Source organism: Streptomyces sp. NPDC088707, assembly GCF_044752725.1.
GTDB lineage: Bacteria > Actinomycetota > Actinomycetes > Streptomycetales > Streptomycetaceae > Streptomyces.
In genome coordinates this window covers 1,058,011-1,074,605 of record NZ_JBIVLV010000001.1, presented here as the reverse complement: position 1 = coordinate 1,074,605, position 16,595 = coordinate 1,058,011, and the positions used below count along the sequence as shown (strand labels likewise).

Genomic DNA, 16,595 nt, shown 5'->3' with positions numbered 1-16,595 from the left:
AAGCCAGCCGTCCCCCAGAGGGTCCTGTATAGCGGCACACGGCTTTGAGGCGTCCTGACCCGGATACGGGCGCGGGACGCCGCACCCGGGGTCAGGCCCTCGTCACGCGCTCACGCCGGACGTGGTCTTCTTGCGGGCGCGGTAGGCCGCGGCCTTGTGCTTGTTGCCGCAGGACTCCATGCCGCACCACTGGCGCCGCATGCCGCGGGACCGGTCGATGTAGACGCGGGTGCACTCGGGGTTGCCGCACTCCTTCAGCAGGGGCACGTCCGGGCCGCTGAGCAGCTCGACGGCCTGTCGGGCGACGGTCGCCAGGGCCTGCTCGGGCGTGGCCTCGGCGTGCCTGCCCGTCATGGTGAGCTGCGGCGTCACGGGGATCTTTCGCGCGGCTCCGTTGAGCAGCGCGAGTGCCTCGCGGTCGAAGTCCTCACCGAGGCGGCGGTCGGTGATCAGCCGGTAGAGGGCCTCGCGTACCGTGATCGCCTCCCGGACGTCCTTCTCGTCACCGGGGGTGATCGCGTCCACGAGTCCGGACTCCAGGTACCAGGCGTTCAACCGCTCCGGGGTCACGAACATCTCGAACCGGGTCGATCGCCGGGCCCGGAGGGTGGCCGCGAAGTCGAGCGCCGGGTTTCCACAGACGAAGGCATGGTCAAGATTCACGTCACCATCTTGACAGGTGACTCTCTCGGAATGCAAGGGACCACCGCCCCCGACGGACGATGCCGCCGGTCGGGGGCGGGCCGATACCACCCGTGCCTGCCGCGGTGCCCACGCGTCAGGACCGGGCCGGGGCCACCTCCGCCCGGAGGCCGCGGACCGGCTCCAGCCGGATCTCGCGGCCCCGCCAGCCGCGGCGAAGCCACCGGTCGTGGCTGGCCACCACGATCGCGCCCGGACCGGTGCCCAGCGCCTCCTCCAGTTCGTCGCACAGGCGGGGTGAGAGGTGATTGGTCGGCTCGTCGAGCAGCAGCAGCTGGGGCGGGCGCGCCACGAGCAAGGCCAGTGCCAGCCGACGGCGCTGCCCCACCGACAGGTGCCCGACCGGCCTGCCCAGGTCCGCCTCGGGGAGCAGTCCGAGCGAACCGAGCGGCACCCGCTCGGCCCTCGCCGCACCCACCGACAGCTCGTAGGTGTCGCGAACGGTATGTTCGGGACGGTCGAACACGGTGTCCTGGGTGAGCAGCCCCACCGTCAGACCGCGCCGCCTGCCCACCTCGCCCTCGGCCGGGAGAAGACCGGCGAGCACGCCGAGCAGCGTCGACTTGCCCGCCCCGTTGTCGCCCGTGACCAGCAATCGGTCGGTCGCCGCCACCTCCAGGCGGTCCAGTGCCAGCCGGCCCGGGACCCGGACGCCGCGCAGGGCCACCAGCGGCTGCGGGCCCTCCTCCGCGCCGGCCGCCAGGTCGCCGCCGGCGAACCGCAGAGGGGGAGGCGGCTCGGGCATCTGAGCCCGCTCCAGCTCCTCCAGCCGCCGGGTGGCGTTGCGCACCCGGCGGGAGATCTGATTCTGCACCCGGCCCGCCCGGTGGCCGTAGCCCATCTTCTCGTTGTCGACGCGCCCGCGGTCCGGGGCGACCCGGTGCGCGGTCACGCCCGCCGACCGGCGCAGCTCCTCCAGTTCCTCCTGCTCCTCGGCGTAATGCCGTTCCCAGCGCTCCCGTTCGGCGCGCTTCTCGGAAAGGTAGGCGCTGTAGTTCCCGCCGTAGCGGACCGGGCCGTCCACCGCCGGGTCGAGGTCGATCAGGTCGGTGCAGACGGCGTCGAGGAACGCCCGGTCGTGGCCGGCGACCACCACGGTGCCGGGCAGGGAGCGGATCTGCTCCTCCAGGAACGCGGCGGCCCCGTCGTCGAGGTGGTTGGTCGGTTCGTCGAGGAGCAGGGCGGAGGGGCGCCGGACGAGCAGCGCGGCCAGGGCCAGCCGGCCGCGCTGCCCGCCGGAGAGCGACCCGAGGGGGCGGTCGTGCGCCACCGCGCCGAGACCGAGACCGTCCAGTACCAGGGCGGCGCGACGGTCGGCGTCCCAGGACTCCCGGTCCTGGGCCTGCTCCAGCCGCCTGCCGTAGCTGTCGAGGAGTTCCCGGTGGCCGGGGTCGTCCTCGGGGACCCGGGCGAGTTCCTCGCCGAGCCGGTCCAGCTCCGCGAGGTCCTCGCGGGCCTCGCGGAGCGCCTCGTCGAGCACGGCGGCGATGGTCGAGGCGGCGTCGAACGGCATCTCCTGGTGGAGGAAGCCGAGGTCCGCGGGGCGGGTGACGCTCCCTGCGTCGGGTTTCTCCACGCCGGCGAGTACCCGCAGGAGGGTGGACTTGCCGACGCCGTTCTCCCCGATCAGGCCGATCCGGTGACCGGGGGAGGACGTCAGGGAGACGCCGTCGAGGACGCGTCGTCCGGCCAGGTTGAGGACGAGGTCGTGGGCGAGCAGGGCAGTTCGGTGCATGGGAGTCCGTCCGGGCGATCGGTGGTCGGCCCGCCGGGCGCGGAGCCTCGGGCGCGGGCCAGGTCACACGCCGGCGGCTCACGCCACGGGGGCTCCCGTCTCCTTCAGCACCCCGTCGGCCAGTCGCAGCCAGCGGTCGATGCCGATCTCGGCGAGGAACCGCTCGTCGTGGCTGATGACGATGAAGGCGCCCTGGTAGGAGTTGAGGGCGCTCTCCAGCTGGCTCGCGCTGACGAGGTCGAGGTTGTTCGTGGGCTCGTCGAGCAGCAGGAGGTGCGGGGCCGGTGCGGCGCACAGCACGCAGGCCAGGGTGGCGCGCAGCAGCTCGCCGCCGGAGAGGGTCCCGACCGAGAGGTGAGCGCGGGGCCCCCGGAAGAGGAAGCGGGCGAGGAGGTTCATGCGCTCCGCCTCGGGCCGCTCGGGGGCGAACTTGGCGAAGTTCTCCGCGACGGTGAGGTTCAGGTCCAGCAGGTCGAGGCGCTGGGACAGATAGGCGACGCGGCCGTCGTTCCGCTTGACCTCTCCGCCGCTTGCGGCGAGGTCACCGGTGATCAGCCGCATGAGGGTGCTCTTCCCGGCGCCGTTGGGACCGGTCAGCGCGATGCGCTCCGGGCCGCGGACGGCCAGGTCGACGCCGCCCGCGGCGAACACGTCCGCGTCGCCGAGCCGGACCTGCATCTGCTCGCCGGTGAACAGGTTGCGGCCGGCGGGCACGTGGGTGTCGGGCAGTTCCAGGGTGAGGCGAACCTCCTCACGCAGCGCGTGCCCGGCCTCGTCCAGGCGGGCCTTCGCCTCGCTGACCCGGGCGGCGTGCATCGTGCCGGACCTGCCCGCGCTCTCCTGCGCGCCCCGCTTCATGTTCCCGGCGAAGATGCGCGGCAGGCCGGCGTTCTTCAGGTTCTTCGCGGCGTTGCCGGCCCTGCGGTCGGCGCGCTCACGGGCCTGCTGGGCCTCGCGCTTCTCGCGCTTGAGTTCCTGTTCGGCGTTGCGGACGTTCTTCTCGGCGACTTCCTGTTCGGCGCGGACGGCCTCTTCGTATGCGGTGAAGTTGCCACCGTACGAGCGCAGTTCGTCGCTGCCGAGTTCGGCGATGCGTTCCATCCGGTCGAGCAGTGCGCGGTCGTGGCTGACGAGGAGCAGGCAGCCGTTGAAGTCCGACAGGACGTCGTAGAGATGATGGCGGGCCTGTGTGTCGAGGTTGTTGGTGGGTTCGTCGAGGAGGAGGACGTCGGGGCGCTTGAGAAGCTGGGCGGCGAGGCCGAGGGAGACGACCTGGCCGCCGCTGAGCGTGCTCAGACTGCGGTCCAGGGTGAGGTCGGCCAGGCCCAGGCGGTCGAGCTGGGCGCGGGTGCGCTCCTCGATGTCCCAGTCGTCGCCGATGGTGGTGAAGTGCTTCTCGTCGACGTCGCCGGACTCGACGGCGTCCAGGGCGCGGATCACCTCGGCGATGCCGAGGACCTCGGCGACCGTGAGGTTCCCGGTCAGGGGGAGGCTCTGCGGGAGGTGACCGAGAACGCCGCTGACGCGCACGGATCCGGTGGCGGGCTTGAGTTCACCGGCGATCAGCTTGAGCAGGGTGGACTTGCCGGAGCCGTTGGGCGCGACCAGGCCGGTGCGGCCGGGGGGCACGCTGAAGGACAGGTCGTGGAAGACCGGGGTGTCGTCGGGCCAGACGAAGGAGAGATTCGAACAGACGATGGCGGCGTCGGACATGAAAGACCTCGGAGGCGCTGAGGGCAGAGCTTGGACCTCTGCCCCGGAGAGACGGTGGAAAGGGGGTACGACGAAACGGACCACTGCGGCAGCGCTTTCGAGCGCCGGCCGGTGGCCGTCAGATCCGGATCTCACCCGGAGATGTCGTCTTCACCCACCACGTCTGTGACTCCTCGGTCGACAACCTGTCTCTCTTTCACCGTATCAGCTCGACTGGACCAGATGGCGTATGTCCGGTAGGTCGTGTCGGGGTCGCGAAAGTGTGTATCAGCGGTGAGGGTTGTCGAGGGGCATTGTGGGTTGAAGGGATACGTGTCAGCAACGTCACCTGTTGAACTGGTGTCGAATGTCGTGCAGGCCGCGCGTCCCGTGCGGGGGCGTCGCCCCGAGGCTGTGGCCGACCCGGGGCTGCGAAGGCGGCAGGTCGGGCCGTACGGCCTGCGGCGAACCTTCCGTGGGCAGGTGCTGAATCCGGCGCATGAGGTAGCGGTTCTCCCTCGCAATGGGTTCGGAGTGTGCGGGGAACCGACCGTCATTTGACGGTTCTCCACCGCCCGGCGAGGCGTCAGTCTGGGGTTGCCTGTCGCCGTGGCGGGCGGGGCCGGATGAGTTCACTCGCCTCTTTCGTCACCGGTCTAACCGGTGATAGGGTCCGGATCGGTCTTCGGCGCACCGAGAGTTCTGAGCGCCGGCTGCCCGCCGCCTCCCCCCTTTCGTACACACGTGTCGCGGCACGACCGCGTGCACTCCTACCTCTGGACGGACTTCATGAGACGACGACTTCTGATCGCTGTCGCGGCCGGTGTGCCGCTTGCCGCGGCCGTGTATCTTCCGACCGCGTCGGCGGAGACTGAGACCTCCGCCGCCTCGACCCCCCTCAACTGCCAGACCGTGCAGGTGAAGAGCCCGGCCGGTACCGAGGTGGAGTCCGTGACGGCGGTCCGCCAGGCCGGCGGCACCATCAAGGGCTCCGGCCTCCTCGGCGGCGAGGTCAGCGGTGTGCCGGCCTTCTGCGAGGTGACCGTCACTCTCACCCACCCGGGCGACGGCGATCACGCCAGGATCAGGACCTGGCTGCCCGAGCAGGGCTGGAACGGGCGTTTCCAGGCGATCGGCGGCAGCGCCTACCTCGCCGGGGACAACGGCGTAGGGCTCGGCGCCGCGGTGAAGAACGGCTACGCCGTCACCACGACAGACGCCGGTGTCGGCGACGTACTCGACGTGAGCTGGGCGCTGGACGGCGATGGCAGGACCAACAAGGCCCCGCTGGAGAACTTCGCCTCCCGGTCGCAGCACGAGGCGGCCGTCGTCGGCAAGGACGTCGTCGCCGCGGTCTTCGGCAAGCGCGCCTCGTACGCCTACTTCACCGGCTGCTCCACCGGCGGCCGTCAGGGCTATATGGAGGCGCAGCGATACCCGGACGACTACGACGGCATCCTCGCCGACGCGCCGGCCATCAGCTGGGACGAGTACGAGGTCGCCACTCTGTGGCCGCAGGTCGTCATGAACAACGAGAAGACCTACCCGACCGGCTGTGAGCTGGACGCCTTCACCAACGCCGCCGTCAAGGCGTGCGACAGGCTCGACGGGGCCCGGGACGGGCTGGTCAACGACGCCTCCCGTTGCGACTTCGACCCGCGCCGGCTGATCGGGACGAAGGTCGTGTGCGAGGGCAGGGAGCTGACCATCTCCGCCGCCGACGCGGCCGTCGTCCGCAAGATCTGGGACGGCCCGCGCACCACGACCGGCAAGAAGCTGTGGCCCGGCGTCCCGGTCGGCGCGGACCTGAAGGGCCTGGCCGGCACCGTCGCCGACACCGACGCCACCGTCAAGGGCGCGCCCTTCCCGGTGCCCGCCTACTGGCTCACCCACTGGGTGAAGAAGAACCCGTCCTTCGACATCTCGACCATCACCTACGGCCAGTTCAGCGAACTGTTCAAGCAGTCCCAGGCTGAGTACGACGAGATCATCGGCACGGACGACGCCGACCTGTCCGCCTTCCGCGACTCCGGCGGCAAGCTGCTGACCTGGCACGGCAGCGCCGACGAGTTCATCCCCACCCAGGGCACCGTGAAGTACCGCAAGCAGGTCGAGCGGATGATGGGCGGCACCGAGAACGTCGACGACTTCTACCGCCTGTTCCTCGCCCCCGGCACCAACCACTGCGGCCTGAACGGCCAGGACGGCTCCACCGACGGCCTCGCCGCCCTCACCACCTGGGTCGAGCAGGGCAAGGCGCCCAGGACGCTGCCTGCCACGCTGGTGAACGCCGACGGCAAGCAGGTCGAGCGCAACCTGTGCCGCTACCCCCAGGTGTCCCACTACAAGGGCTACGGCGACCTCGACGAGGCGACCAGCTTCCGCTGCGTCTCCCCGTCCCAGTACTGAACTGGCGGCCTGACCCGCTGAATCGAGAAGGGCCGGCCCCTGGAGCCGAGTCCGCCCCGCTGGATGTAGCCGGCGGGGCGGAGCGCTGCGAAGGGACCGGTCCGAGCGGTGCCGGCGCGGCCGGCTCTGGTGGAGGTTCCTCCACCGGCCGGCGCCGGACACGTCCGCGAACGCCGCAGGGGCATGCGTACCTCGCATGCCCCTGCGGCGTCGGGCCGGTCAGGCGGGCGGTGCCCCCGGTGCGTCGAGCAGTTCCGCCAGGAAGCCGTCGCAGTTCAGCCCGTCCATCTCCGCCTGAGCCGTGACCGTCCGGTAGGTGGTGTCCAGCCACTCCGTCAGCGGTTCGGTGGGCACCTCGAACAGCGCCTCCACTTCCTCGGACCCCAGCAGCAGCCACGACGAGGGGCGCTCGCGGTCCAGCGTCGGCCACATCCGTACGTCGCCGGTCCCGCTCATCGGCGTGACGCCCTGCCCGCACCGCGACGGGAAAACCCCCGCCAGCGGTGGACGGGGGACGTGCCGCCGTCGGCGGGGGAGTGGGTGGGGCGCCGGTCCGTCAGGTCGCCGGGGCGAGGCCGGGGCCGGTGGTGGCGAGTTGCTCGTCGGCCACCGTCGGCGGTACCGGCCAGGTTACGCCCGCCGGCGGCCGGTCCTGCCCGGTCGCGGCCGGGAACGAGGCAGGGGCTCGTACAGCGGGGTCTGGGTGCGTCTGGGGACACCGAGGTCCACGCCGATGCCCTCGGTGCGGTCCTTGCACTCCTGCTGCATCCTGTCCAGCAGGTCCGGCTGCTCGATCAGGTCGATCGCGCCCGCTGCCAGGCAGCGCGCGGCGGGCAGCGGGGCCTGGTGGCCGATGTCGGTGCCCGGCGTCGCGGTGGCGCCACCTTCACCGTGTAGGCCTTGCCGATGCCAGCTGTTCCTCGCCCGCACTGCCGAACACCTTGACCCGCGCCTTGAGCCCGTCCGCGCGGATCGTTTGGGCGACTGCGATGCCGCCCGCCCCGAGACAGTCGTGGGCGTCTCCGTGGCCGATGCCGTAGGTGGGTCCGTAGGCGTCGGAGTGGTCCACGAGGGGATCGTGCGTGGCCACGCCCTTCTTCTGCCACAGGCCGGGGAGGGCGTCGTACTCGGTGTTGAAGCCGATGACGGGGCCGTCCGTGTCGTACGTGGCGACGGAACGCGGTCGGGAAGCCGGCCGGGCCCCGCTGAACCCTTGAGCCGTGCTCCTGCAGCAGCCTGGCGTGGGCGAGGGACGACTTCCACTCGCGCGGCGACGGCTCCGCGCACTGCCACACCTCGTCGCTCGGTCCGGTGATCGCACCCTCGTCGGTCGTGATCCAGCCGAGCGCCGTCCGCTTGGCGGCGGTGGCCTTCGCCAGGCCCGCCGGAGTCGCGTGCGAGGTGGGGGAGACGCTGCTCCTCCCGTCGTGTCCGAGCATCGCGGCGAGTACCGGATCGGCCTGGACGACGGCCGCGGTCGGCGCGGCGGCGCCCGGGCCGAACACCTTCAGCAGACGTCTGCGGCCGGGGTGTAAGTCGTTCACGTCGGTTCCGTCCGCGGGGCATGAGCCAGAACCGGACACGGACGCCCACTCGATGACACGCCGTCAGGTGCGTCGCCGGAGATCAGACGTGTCGAAGCGCGAGCAGGCGAAGATCGGTGTCGGATCAGAAGTGCGCGGACACGTCTGGGTGTGTGAAGGTGTGAGCTGGGCGCTCACGCCCCCGGGATCGGGCCGAAGGCCGCCGGACGGAACCGCCGGCTCGGTTCACTTGCCCCGCAGGGGCACCGCGAACGACTTACGCAGGGACGAAGGCGCCGCCAGCGGCAGCAGCGAGGCGAGCATCTTGCCCTTGATCGTGCTGGGCTGCCGTGTCAGCTCGACGTCGACCCGGGTGCCGCCGTCCTCGGGGGTCATCCTGAAGACCCAGCCGCCACCCGCGCCGAAGAGCTTGGAGTCCAGGGTGGTGATGGTGACCGTGTCGCCACCCGGCGTCCACTCGTACCGCGCGCGCTCCCAGGCGGCGGCGGTGCCCTCGGTGACCTCCGCCCAGGCGTCGCCCAGCTCGTGGACCTGGTAGTGCTCCGCGTCGATGGTGGGCCAGGCGTCAGCTCGGGAGGGACCGAAATCGGTCAGCACCCCCAGCACGTCCTGCGGGCTGAGCTGGGAGACGAGATGGAACCGCACGACTGCCATGGGACTTCCTCACTATCGAGTAACCGCTCTGACCGGTGACGACAGGTTCCCGCGTTTCATCGTCACCTGTCAAGGTGGTTACGTAGGCTGTGCATGTGCTACACCATGCCGAGGCGGCCGCCCCGCGCGGGCCACGTGCGAAAGTGACCGCCCGCCCACGGAGCTCAGATCCGGTTCTCGCCTGGAACATCCAGCTGTGCTTCTCCAGTTCGGCTGTCAGACCGAGCAACAGGTCCTGCGTCACGGCGTCCACCGGACCGGTCTCCTCGACGCGCGCCCGCCCCCGTTCGATGACCGCGGCGAACGTGCGCACCACCGCCTCGACCGTGTCACCGTCCTTCGTCCGGCCCGACGGGAGCGGCGGCACACCGCTGGTCCCGGCCATGGTGGCGGCACGCCCGTCGGGGCCGACCGCGAGCGCGGCGGCGCGCTCCGCCACGGTGTCGGCGAAGGCGCGCGCGGTGATGACGACCTCGTCGCGCCGGAGGTGGAGGGAGCGGAACCGGGGGCCGTACAGGTTCCAGTGCGCCTGCTTCGCGACCAGGGAGAGGTCGAGCAGGTCGACCGGGGTCGCCGCCGAAGCCGCCTGAGAGTGCGGCCTCAGCAGGGCCCGTACGCCCGCCGAGCGCGTCCTTCGCGGCGGACTCGACGTCGAGAGCGCCACCACCGTAGAGGCGCGCGAGGTCCGCCGCGACGACCTGGGCGTCTGGACGCTCGCCGACCGGGAGACCACTCCCGGCGAAGCGGCCGCGGCCCCGGCTGCGGCCTGAGACGCCGGGAAGAACGATCCTTCCCGTGAACCCGGGCGGGGGCATCGTCCGTTACCCGGGTGGTAAGCACCTCCCGTCGTCACTGACCGGCTCGGCCGAGGTAAGGGTCCGGTTGTCCGCTCACGTCGTGAGGGATGGGGAACCGGTCCCGGCAGGCGGCCCCGGCGGTCACGCGCCCCCCGGCCGTCGGCTGGCTTCTCCCGGGCGGCCCCGCTCACCCCGGTCAGAGGGAGCGGGGCCGCCCACGAAAACACCCGCCGTTCCGTCGTCGTACCTCCCGAGTCCACACGGCGAGGCCACGGCGCCCCTCGCCTCAGGCGTCCAGCCGCCGCAGGGCGTCCCGCAGCGCCACCCGGGACGCGATGCCGAGCTTGGGATAGATCTGGTACAGATGCGCGCCGACGGTCCGGTGCGAGATGAACAGCCGCTCCGCGATCTGCTTGTTCGTCAGACCGGTGGCGGCCAGCTCCGCGATCTCGCGTTCCTGGGCGGTGAGTCCGGCCCCCGTCCCGACCTCACCGTTCGGCACGACCCGGCCGGCCGCGCGCAGTTCCTTACGCGCGCGCACCGCCCAGGTGGTTGAGCCGAGCTGCTCGAAGGCCTTCAGCGCGGCCGTCAGCGGCGCCTTGCAGTCGGACAGCGCCCGGGCCCGGCGCAGCCGCTCCCCCTGGGCGAGACGCACGCGGGCCACCGTGAACGGCCACCGCTCCGCGTCGGCGACGGCCAGAGTTCCGGTGAACAGGCGGGCCGCCTCGGCGTCGTCCTTCGTCACGAGCGCCTCGGCGGCATCCGCCAGCAGACTCAGCCGGGGCGAGAGCCCGGCGATGCCGGTGTCCTCGCGCAGGGCGCGCACGTGTGCGACCGCCGCCTCCCGCCGGTCAGTGCGCACCGCCGCCTCCACCAGCTCGAAGAACACCCACGACGCGTGCGCGACGTACGGGGGGAATTCGCCGGCCGGGCTGATGGCGGTCACCCGGCCGAACGCCGCGTCGAAGTCGCCGTCGGCGATGTCCGCGAGGGCGTGTACGTGCTGGGCGCAGTGGACGGACTCGCGGATACCGCGGGGGGCCGCCCAGCTGATCATCGCCTCGGCGAGCGCGTGCGCCGTCCCGGTGTCCCCGCGCGACGCCGCTACCAGGCCCTTGGTGTACTGGAAGAACCAGGTGCACACGGTGTACCCGGACTCCGCGCACTGCGTCAGACCCTCCACGGACAGCTTCAGGACCGAGTCCCAGTTCCCCCGGTGGTAGTCCTCCAGGCACAGGTGCAGCAGGGCGCCGATGTGCCGGCGCACCGCGCCGCCGTCCCGGCCCTGCCGTACCAGCCGCCAGGCAACCTCGCGCACCCCCGCCAACCGGTCCGGGTACAGCGCGGCCGTCCCCACCCGGACGATCCGGGCCGGGTCGGTCTCGTTCGCCGCGTCGGCGACGATCTCGTCCAGCTCCCGCAGGGTCGCCGCGTCGGCGTGCGACGGGTCGCCCCAGGTACGGGCGGCCACCAGTAGCAGCGGCGGGGGCGCGGGCCGCAGCTTGGCGACGGCGGCGTAGTAGGGCACCCACAGCTCCTCGCGGGCCCCGTAGTTGCACAGCAGCAGCAGGAAGTGCAGCGCGTCGATCAGCGCAGGGTCCTCGGCGTCGAAGCCGTGGTCGCCGTCCTCGATGGCGCCGACCAGCAGTCGGTGCGCGGTCGCCAGGTCACCCTCGCTGTTCAGCACGAGTTGCACCGCCGCGGTCGCGGACCGCAGCGAGGCGCCGTGCCGGGGGTCGGCCCGCCAGGCGTCCTCCAGCAGCGCCGACGCGCTGCTCAGCGCGCCGATGGCCTCGGCGCCCACGTACGCGGCCTCCGCCAGCCGTCGCGCGCGGTCGGAGTCCCGCGGGCTGAGGTCCGCGGCCCGGGTCAGCGCGGCGATCGCGGCCACGGCGTCCCCGCGGTCCTGGATGCACCGCGCCGTCCGCTCCAGCAGGAGGGCGACCTCCTCGTCGGGCTGGAGCGTGGCCTCCCCCAAGTGCCAGGCCCGCCGCTCCGGCTTGTCGGCCAGCACCGCCGCCAGGGCGCTATGTGCCGCGCGCCGGGCGCTGCTGGTGGCCTCCCCGACGACGGCCGACTTGATCAGCGGGTGGCGGAACACCAGCCGGCGCGGCGAGTCCTCCACCCGTACGAGCCCGTCCACCTCGGCCGCGTCCAGATCGCCCAGGTCGGCGTCCCGGTCCGCGGCCGACGCGGCGGCGGACAGGACGCCGAGGTCGCCCGTGTCGTCCAGGGTGGCGAGCAGTAGCAGGGTGCGGGTCGCGGCGGGCAGGGAGCGGACCCGGGTGGCGAACAGCGACCGCAGACGTTCGCCCAGCGGCAGCACGGCCGGAAGGACCTCCCGGGCCCGGCGCTGGTCCGCACGCAGGGCCTCGGGGAGCTCCAGCAGCGCCAGCGGATTGCCCTGCGCGTCCTCCAGGAGCCGTCGGCGAACCGGTTGCGCGAGGTCCGGGAAGCAGAGGTCCACGAGACGGGCGGCGGCCTCACGGTCCAGGGCGGGCAGGTCGTAGGACGGCAGTCCGTTGCCGTCGAAGAAGCTGTCGACACCGGTGCGCGAGGCGGCGAGGAACCGGACGGGGATGCCGGACAGCCGCCGCGCGAGGAAACCGAACACGGAGGCGCTGGCCCGGTCCACCCACGGAAGGTCGTCCACCACGAGCAGAACGGGTCCGTCCTCGGCCGCCGACCGCAGCAGGGCGAGCGCGGCGTTGCAGACCACCAGGCGCTCGGGCGCCGGCCCGGCGCCGAAACCCAGGGCGAAACCCAGGGCCTCCCGTCTCGGAGCGGCGAGTCGGTCGAGGATGCCGTGCAGTGGGAGGAGGACCTGGTTCAAGGCCGAGTAGGCGACGTCGGCCTCGAACTCGGCGCCGGCCGCGCGCAGGACCCGGGCACCGTCCCGGGCGGCAGCCCCCGCCAGGACGTCCAGCACCGCGGACTTGCCGACGCCGGGCTCCCCGGACAGCAGCAGGGTGCCGCCCGTCGGCCAGTCCAGTAGTGCACGGATGCGGTCCAGGTCCCGTTCGCGTCCCACCAGGGAGGCGGTGGACCCCGGGCGCGCCGAGTCCCTCGAGGAATCAACGACGAAGCGCACCGGGGACCACCTCCTCCAGGCCGCCTCCGAGGGTCGCGGCGGCATCGCGTACGGCTCCGCGTGGCGCGCTTCCCGGCGCCACGCCGGGCGGCACCGTGGCGGGGCCGCGTCGCGCCGGACCGGTCCTCCGCGTCCTCGCGAAGCGTGCCATCTGCGTCCCTCCGTCGGTGCCGGGCCATTGTAGGAGCGCGCGATCATCGGCGCGCACCCGCGTCGTCCCAGCTCACAGGGCGGTCGCCGAGTGTGATGACGGGCCTGGGGCACACGTGTCGGCGCTGCCCCGCGCCGTCGCCTGGGATTGGCGGGTGTTCCGCTCGTCCGCCGGGCGGTCAGCGAGAGCTCAGGACGTGGACCGCTTCGGGTTGTCTCGTCCGTTGCCGGTCGAGCAGAGGTCACGGCTGGAAATCGAACCTTGGGAGAGTCCCGGACCACACCCGCGGAGTTTGGGCCCCTGGAGTTCACATGTGACCGGACCCGGCCGATTCGCACCGCACACGTATCGTTGGCGTCCGCCGCGCGCGGAGGCGGGCGCCGTCCGAAGGACGGGCGTCGCGACCCCACCAGTTCCCGGAAGGGGGCCCACCGCACCGAGGGCGTGAAAGGCCTCGCCGGTCGGTGGAGTGCTGCCGGGTGCGCCGCAGGAACCGCACCCCCGCGTCCGCCCCGAGCCCATCGGCTCGACCGCCGTGGAGGGCGCCAACAGTCAGCCGTGGTCGGCTGGCCTCAGTTCGCCGCGGACCAGGGCTGGAGGCGCCGTTTCCCGTGTGGTCGTCATACCGGTCGCACTTCCGTGCTCGGTGGCCGACGACAGCTCGCTCCGTGGTGGTCCGAGCCATTACAGGCCCAGGTCGAGGGCCACGCACGAGTAGAACTTCCACGCGCTCTCGGGGTTGTAGCCACCGTTCGCGCCGGCTGGGTCGACCTCGGTCTCGAGGGTCATGTCCTCGGGACGGATACGCTCCGGCAGCGTGCCGAAGCGGGCGAGGCGGGTGATCGCGTCGGGGTCACTGGCAGGGGTGTCGTTCATGGCCATGCTCCACTTCGTCGGTCGTGGATCGCGTCCTGTGGTCGTGCTCGGACGACCGGTATCAGCCTGCATCTCCGTTCGTCACCTGTCAAGGTGGTGACGGTAGAGAGGTGTGGCAACCAGGTGATCCGCCCGCGTGTGGGCATTCCCCTCTCTGGGTGGGGTGCTGAGGGCTGAGTCGTCGTGGGTGGAGACGTTCACGGGCCAGCGAATCGACCGGTTCGCGAAGCTGGTGAAAGCAGCGAAGGGAACGATCCCGGCGACGGCCGGCCGTGCCGGCTGCCGGAGCCGCGCCCTGTCCTCGTCGCTCCCTCTGTCAGGTCAACTCTCCCATCTGACCTGGGGATTCCCACCGATCAGGGACCGAAGGGCCCCTGATGCGGGACGAGCGCAGAGCGCACAATCACACACATGCATCACGCTGAATCGAGCATGTATGTGTGAGGCGATCAGGCCTCTTGGTCGGGTCGCCGGGCGGATCACATTCGGGCGCGAGTCACCATCTTGACTGGTGACGATCGCGACTGCCATGATTGCGTCACCGCCTCAACCGGTGACTCTCAGAGTCCGGAAAGAAGGCGTTCTCAAGAGTCCGCACAGATGGGGAGCAACAGTCATGGCAGTCACCTACACCGCCGTTGTCGATGTCGACGGAGAGGGCCGCAACGGCGGTCGTGTCCGCTCTTCCGACGGCTTGCTGGAGACGAGTCTCGCTCTCCCGAAGGAGCTGGGCGGCTCCGGCGCCGCGACCAACCCCGAGCAGCTCCTGGCCGCGGGTTGGGCCGCCTGCTTCCTCGGTGCGCTGCGGCGCGCCGCGTCCCTGCGCAAGATCCGGCTGACCAGCACCACCATCACGGCCGAGATCACCCTCACGCACGGCGACGACGACCAGTTCTCCCTGTCCGCCGTCCTGCGTCCCGTCCTCGGCGGTGTCGACCAGGCCACCGCCGAGCAGCTCGCGCAGGCGGCCCACCAGATCTGCCCGTACTCCAGGGCCACGCGCGACAACGTCCCCGTCGTCATCGTGGCCGACGCCGCCTGACGGCCCCACAGACCGCGGGTCCCGCGCGCCCCCACGCGGGACCCGCGTCCCTCCCCACCAAAGAGCAAGGACAGGTCATGGACTCCGGAACGCGCACACCTTCCGGCGGGTACGGCCGTCCAGGCATCAGGCGCGCCTTCGAGGCCCTCGACGAGCGCACCTCCCCGGCCGCGGAAGGTCTCGCCGGGCGGGCATGGCCCACGGACACGCAGGTGTGGAACTGGGCGCGGAGCGCGACCTTCGCCGGCTACGGCCCGTCCTCCTCCGGCTTCCTGTGACCGACGGGTGACGGCCGAACCGAGGACGTCCGTGCCTCGGGGACATGGTCGGGAGCGGACGCGCTACGGCTGCGGAGAGGCGTGGAGGCTCGACACCTTCGGCCATCTGCGGCGAGCCGGGGTCCGACCGCGAACTCCGCCCCGTGACCTCAGTGCGCGGAGTCCGGGCGGACGAGCGTGTACATGACGGATCGCTGCTGCCTGTGACGCTGGATGCGCCCCTTCGCGACCAGAGCCTCGAGCGTGTTCCGTACCACCTGCGGGGTCGGGTTGCGGTCCGGATGCTGTGCGAGGAGCTCGTCCCGCAACTCCTTGGCGAGGCGGGGTTCTTCGTCAGCTCCGAGCAGTTCCACCAGGAGGTCACCGAGCAGCGGCTGTCGGGCCTTCGTCTTCGTGCTGGCCTTGCGCGTGTGACCTCCCGCAGGGGTCCTGGCCGGGGCCGAACGACGGGCGGCGGCACCCGCGGAGACTCGCTTCGCCTTCGTGGTGGCGGTGCCGGGCTCGTCCTGCAGCTGCTCGGGCAGCCGGGACGGGTCAGCAAAGCCTTCGTACTGCCGGGCGAGGTTCAGGATGTCCGTCAGGAGGGCCTCCTCCTGCTGCAGCACCGTGATCCGATCCGTCAGCTTCTGCTGCAGCTGGCGGTTCGCCTCCAGGTCCGACGCGGCTTGGTCCACCAGCCGGGTGGCGGTTGACTGGACGGTCACAAGGCTTCACTCCCTCGATACGAACGTAGCTCCGCATGCTACCCAGGCCTGGAGCACCCTGCGCAGATAGGTGTCGACGCGCGAGGTCGCGACGGATCGTGCTCCCTCTCACGGTAAGCGCCGACGCTCCTGCGTACACGCAGGGCCAAGACCGTTCCTGCCTGCAGGGGGTGGACACCCGCCGACACGTCGTACCGCCCTGAGGCGGCGGGCAAGTGTGTGGTCTACCGCCCCCTTCCCGCCGCTCCGCTCGTTCGGCAGGTGTGGGTCGAGGCGCGGTCACGGACTGTGGCCGTCGCCTCCTTCACGGGGCGTGGTGCACGGGACCTCGGCGTCCACCTCCTCCAGCACGGCCAACGACAACAGGACCCGCGAACCGTTGACGAGCGTGCAACTGTCGCCGTCCTTCCCTATCAGCCAGCTGGTACCGCTGTCCGCTACCGAGGGGGCATCGCCCGCGACGCGGACGATGTCTCCGTCGCGCAGAACCTTCGTCATGGTCGTGCTGAACCCGTACGTGGGACCACGGGCCTCTCCCAGCGGTGCTGCGGTGACTTCGGCTGATGCTGTCAGGTGGGTGAGCGGGGGTGGAATATGTTCCTCGGAGTAGAGACCCCCATCGCTCGCCGATTCCGGCAGCGTTGAGGCGGTGCACGACGTCCTCGTGGTCGCATGGCGGCTGCGCGGACCGCTGGCGCGCTCGCGTGTCCTGTCCGCTGAGCGGCAAACGCACTCCTCGTGCCGGGCGCGACCATGTCCACGACTCTGGACCCCAGGCGCCAGGGGTCGAGCCAAGTCGGAGCCGCGAGCATCTCGTGCGAAGTCACCCCTCTGGCGGGTGACTCTGGGTCCCTCGGGAAGTGGCAGTCTGCAAGACCTCGCGCACCGCCGCCGCCCCATTAACTGGCTCATTCGCTTCA

General features: G+C 71.6%; 14 protein-coding genes and 1 pseudogene. 3 read left to right on the top strand and 12 right to left on the bottom strand.

Translation table 11 applies throughout. From position 1 onward, the window contains the following. Positions 1–102: 102 nt before the first annotated feature. The 3 genes from ACIP84_RS04760 to ACIP84_RS04750 form a co-directional block, all read right to left on the bottom strand. Positions 103–663: a CGNR zinc finger domain-containing protein gene (locus tag ACIP84_RS04760; protein WP_355968536.1), complete on the bottom strand. Its 561-nt coding sequence runs from the start codon at positions 661–663 to the stop codon at positions 103–105. Between the two features lie 115 nt (positions 664–778). After that, positions 779–2,437, bottom strand: a complete 1,659-nt coding sequence (locus ACIP84_RS04755; protein ID WP_401794472.1) for an ABC-F family ATP-binding cassette domain-containing protein — start codon at positions 2,435–2,437, stop codon at positions 779–781. A 78-nt stretch (positions 2,438–2,515) separates the two neighbouring features. Further along, positions 2,516–4,150, bottom strand: a complete 1,635-nt coding sequence (locus ACIP84_RS04750) for an ABC-F family ATP-binding cassette domain-containing protein (protein WP_401794469.1) — start codon at positions 4,148–4,150, stop codon at positions 2,516–2,518. A gap of 768 nt (positions 4,151–4,918) precedes the next feature. Between ACIP84_RS04750 and ACIP84_RS04745 the strand changes: the two genes are divergently transcribed. After that, positions 4,919–6,538 carry a tannase/feruloyl esterase family alpha/beta hydrolase gene (locus ACIP84_RS04745; RefSeq protein WP_401794467.1) on the top strand — a complete coding sequence of 540 codons (1,620 nt, stop codon included), beginning with the start codon at positions 4,919–4,921 and terminating at the stop codon, positions 6,536–6,538. A 219-nt stretch (positions 6,539–6,757) separates the two neighbouring features. On the opposite strand, the gene ACIP84_RS04740 is transcribed toward ACIP84_RS04745, so the two are convergent. From ACIP84_RS04740 to ACIP84_RS04710, 7 genes and pseudogenes are all read right to left on the bottom strand, one after another. Then, the gene (locus tag ACIP84_RS04740) at positions 6,758–7,039 is read right to left on the bottom strand and encodes an SsgA family sporulation/cell division regulator (protein ID WP_401795668.1); all 282 of its coding nucleotides are present in this window, start codon (positions 7,037–7,039) and stop codon (positions 6,758–6,760) included. 129 nt (positions 7,040–7,168) lie between these two features. Further along, positions 7,169–7,468, bottom strand: coding sequence for a hypothetical protein (locus ACIP84_RS04735; RefSeq protein ID WP_401794464.1), 300 nt, complete (start codon positions 7,466–7,468; stop codon positions 7,169–7,171). After that, on the bottom strand, positions 7,425–7,628 hold the full coding sequence (locus tag ACIP84_RS04730; RefSeq protein WP_401794462.1) for a hypothetical protein: 204 nt from the start codon (positions 7,626–7,628) through the stop codon (positions 7,425–7,427). Before ACIP84_RS04730 ends, ACIP84_RS04735 begins: the two co-directional genes overlap by 44 nt. A 679-nt stretch (positions 7,629–8,307) precedes the next feature. Continuing rightward, positions 8,308–8,736, bottom strand: a complete 429-nt coding sequence (locus ACIP84_RS04725; RefSeq protein WP_401794459.1) for a hypothetical protein — start codon at positions 8,734–8,736, stop codon at positions 8,308–8,310. Between the two features lie 172 nt (positions 8,737–8,908). Continuing rightward, positions 8,909–9,343: pseudogene (locus ACIP84_RS04720) on the bottom strand (DNA starvation/stationary phase protection protein); the annotation flags it as partial. Positions 9,344–9,819: 476 nt separating this feature from the next. Beyond that, positions 9,820–12,564, bottom strand: coding sequence for an AAA family ATPase (locus tag ACIP84_RS04715; protein WP_401794456.1), 2,745 nt, complete (start codon positions 12,562–12,564; stop codon positions 9,820–9,822). A gap of 895 nt (positions 12,565–13,459) precedes the next feature. Next, positions 13,460–13,651, bottom strand: a complete 192-nt coding sequence (locus tag ACIP84_RS04710) for a hypothetical protein (protein WP_355967622.1) — start codon at positions 13,649–13,651, stop codon at positions 13,460–13,462. Between the two features lie 616 nt (positions 13,652–14,267). Here ACIP84_RS04710 and ACIP84_RS04705 point away from each other — a divergent pair. Then, positions 14,268–14,693 (top strand): Ohr family peroxiredoxin, encoded by a 426-nt coding sequence (locus tag ACIP84_RS04705; RefSeq protein WP_355967625.1) that lies wholly within the window; start codon positions 14,268–14,270, stop codon positions 14,691–14,693. Positions 14,694–14,770: 77 nt separating this feature from the next. Then, complete coding sequence (locus ACIP84_RS04700; protein WP_401794452.1) at positions 14,771–14,971, top strand: hypothetical protein; 201 nt, start codon at positions 14,771–14,773, stop codon at positions 14,969–14,971. A gap of 149 nt (positions 14,972–15,120) precedes the next feature. On the opposite strand, the gene ACIP84_RS04695 is transcribed toward ACIP84_RS04700, so the two are convergent. Together ACIP84_RS04695 and ACIP84_RS04690 are read right to left on the bottom strand one after the other, a co-directional pair. Next, positions 15,121–15,675 carry a hypothetical protein gene (locus tag ACIP84_RS04695; RefSeq protein WP_401794449.1) on the bottom strand — a complete coding sequence of 185 codons (555 nt, stop codon included), beginning with the start codon at positions 15,673–15,675 and terminating at the stop codon, positions 15,121–15,123. A gap of 279 nt (positions 15,676–15,954) precedes the next feature. Further along, the gene (locus ACIP84_RS04690) at positions 15,955–16,173 is read right to left on the bottom strand and encodes a hypothetical protein (protein WP_355967633.1); all 219 of its coding nucleotides are present in this window, start codon (positions 16,171–16,173) and stop codon (positions 15,955–15,957) included. Between the last annotated feature and the right edge of the window lie 422 nt (positions 16,174–16,595).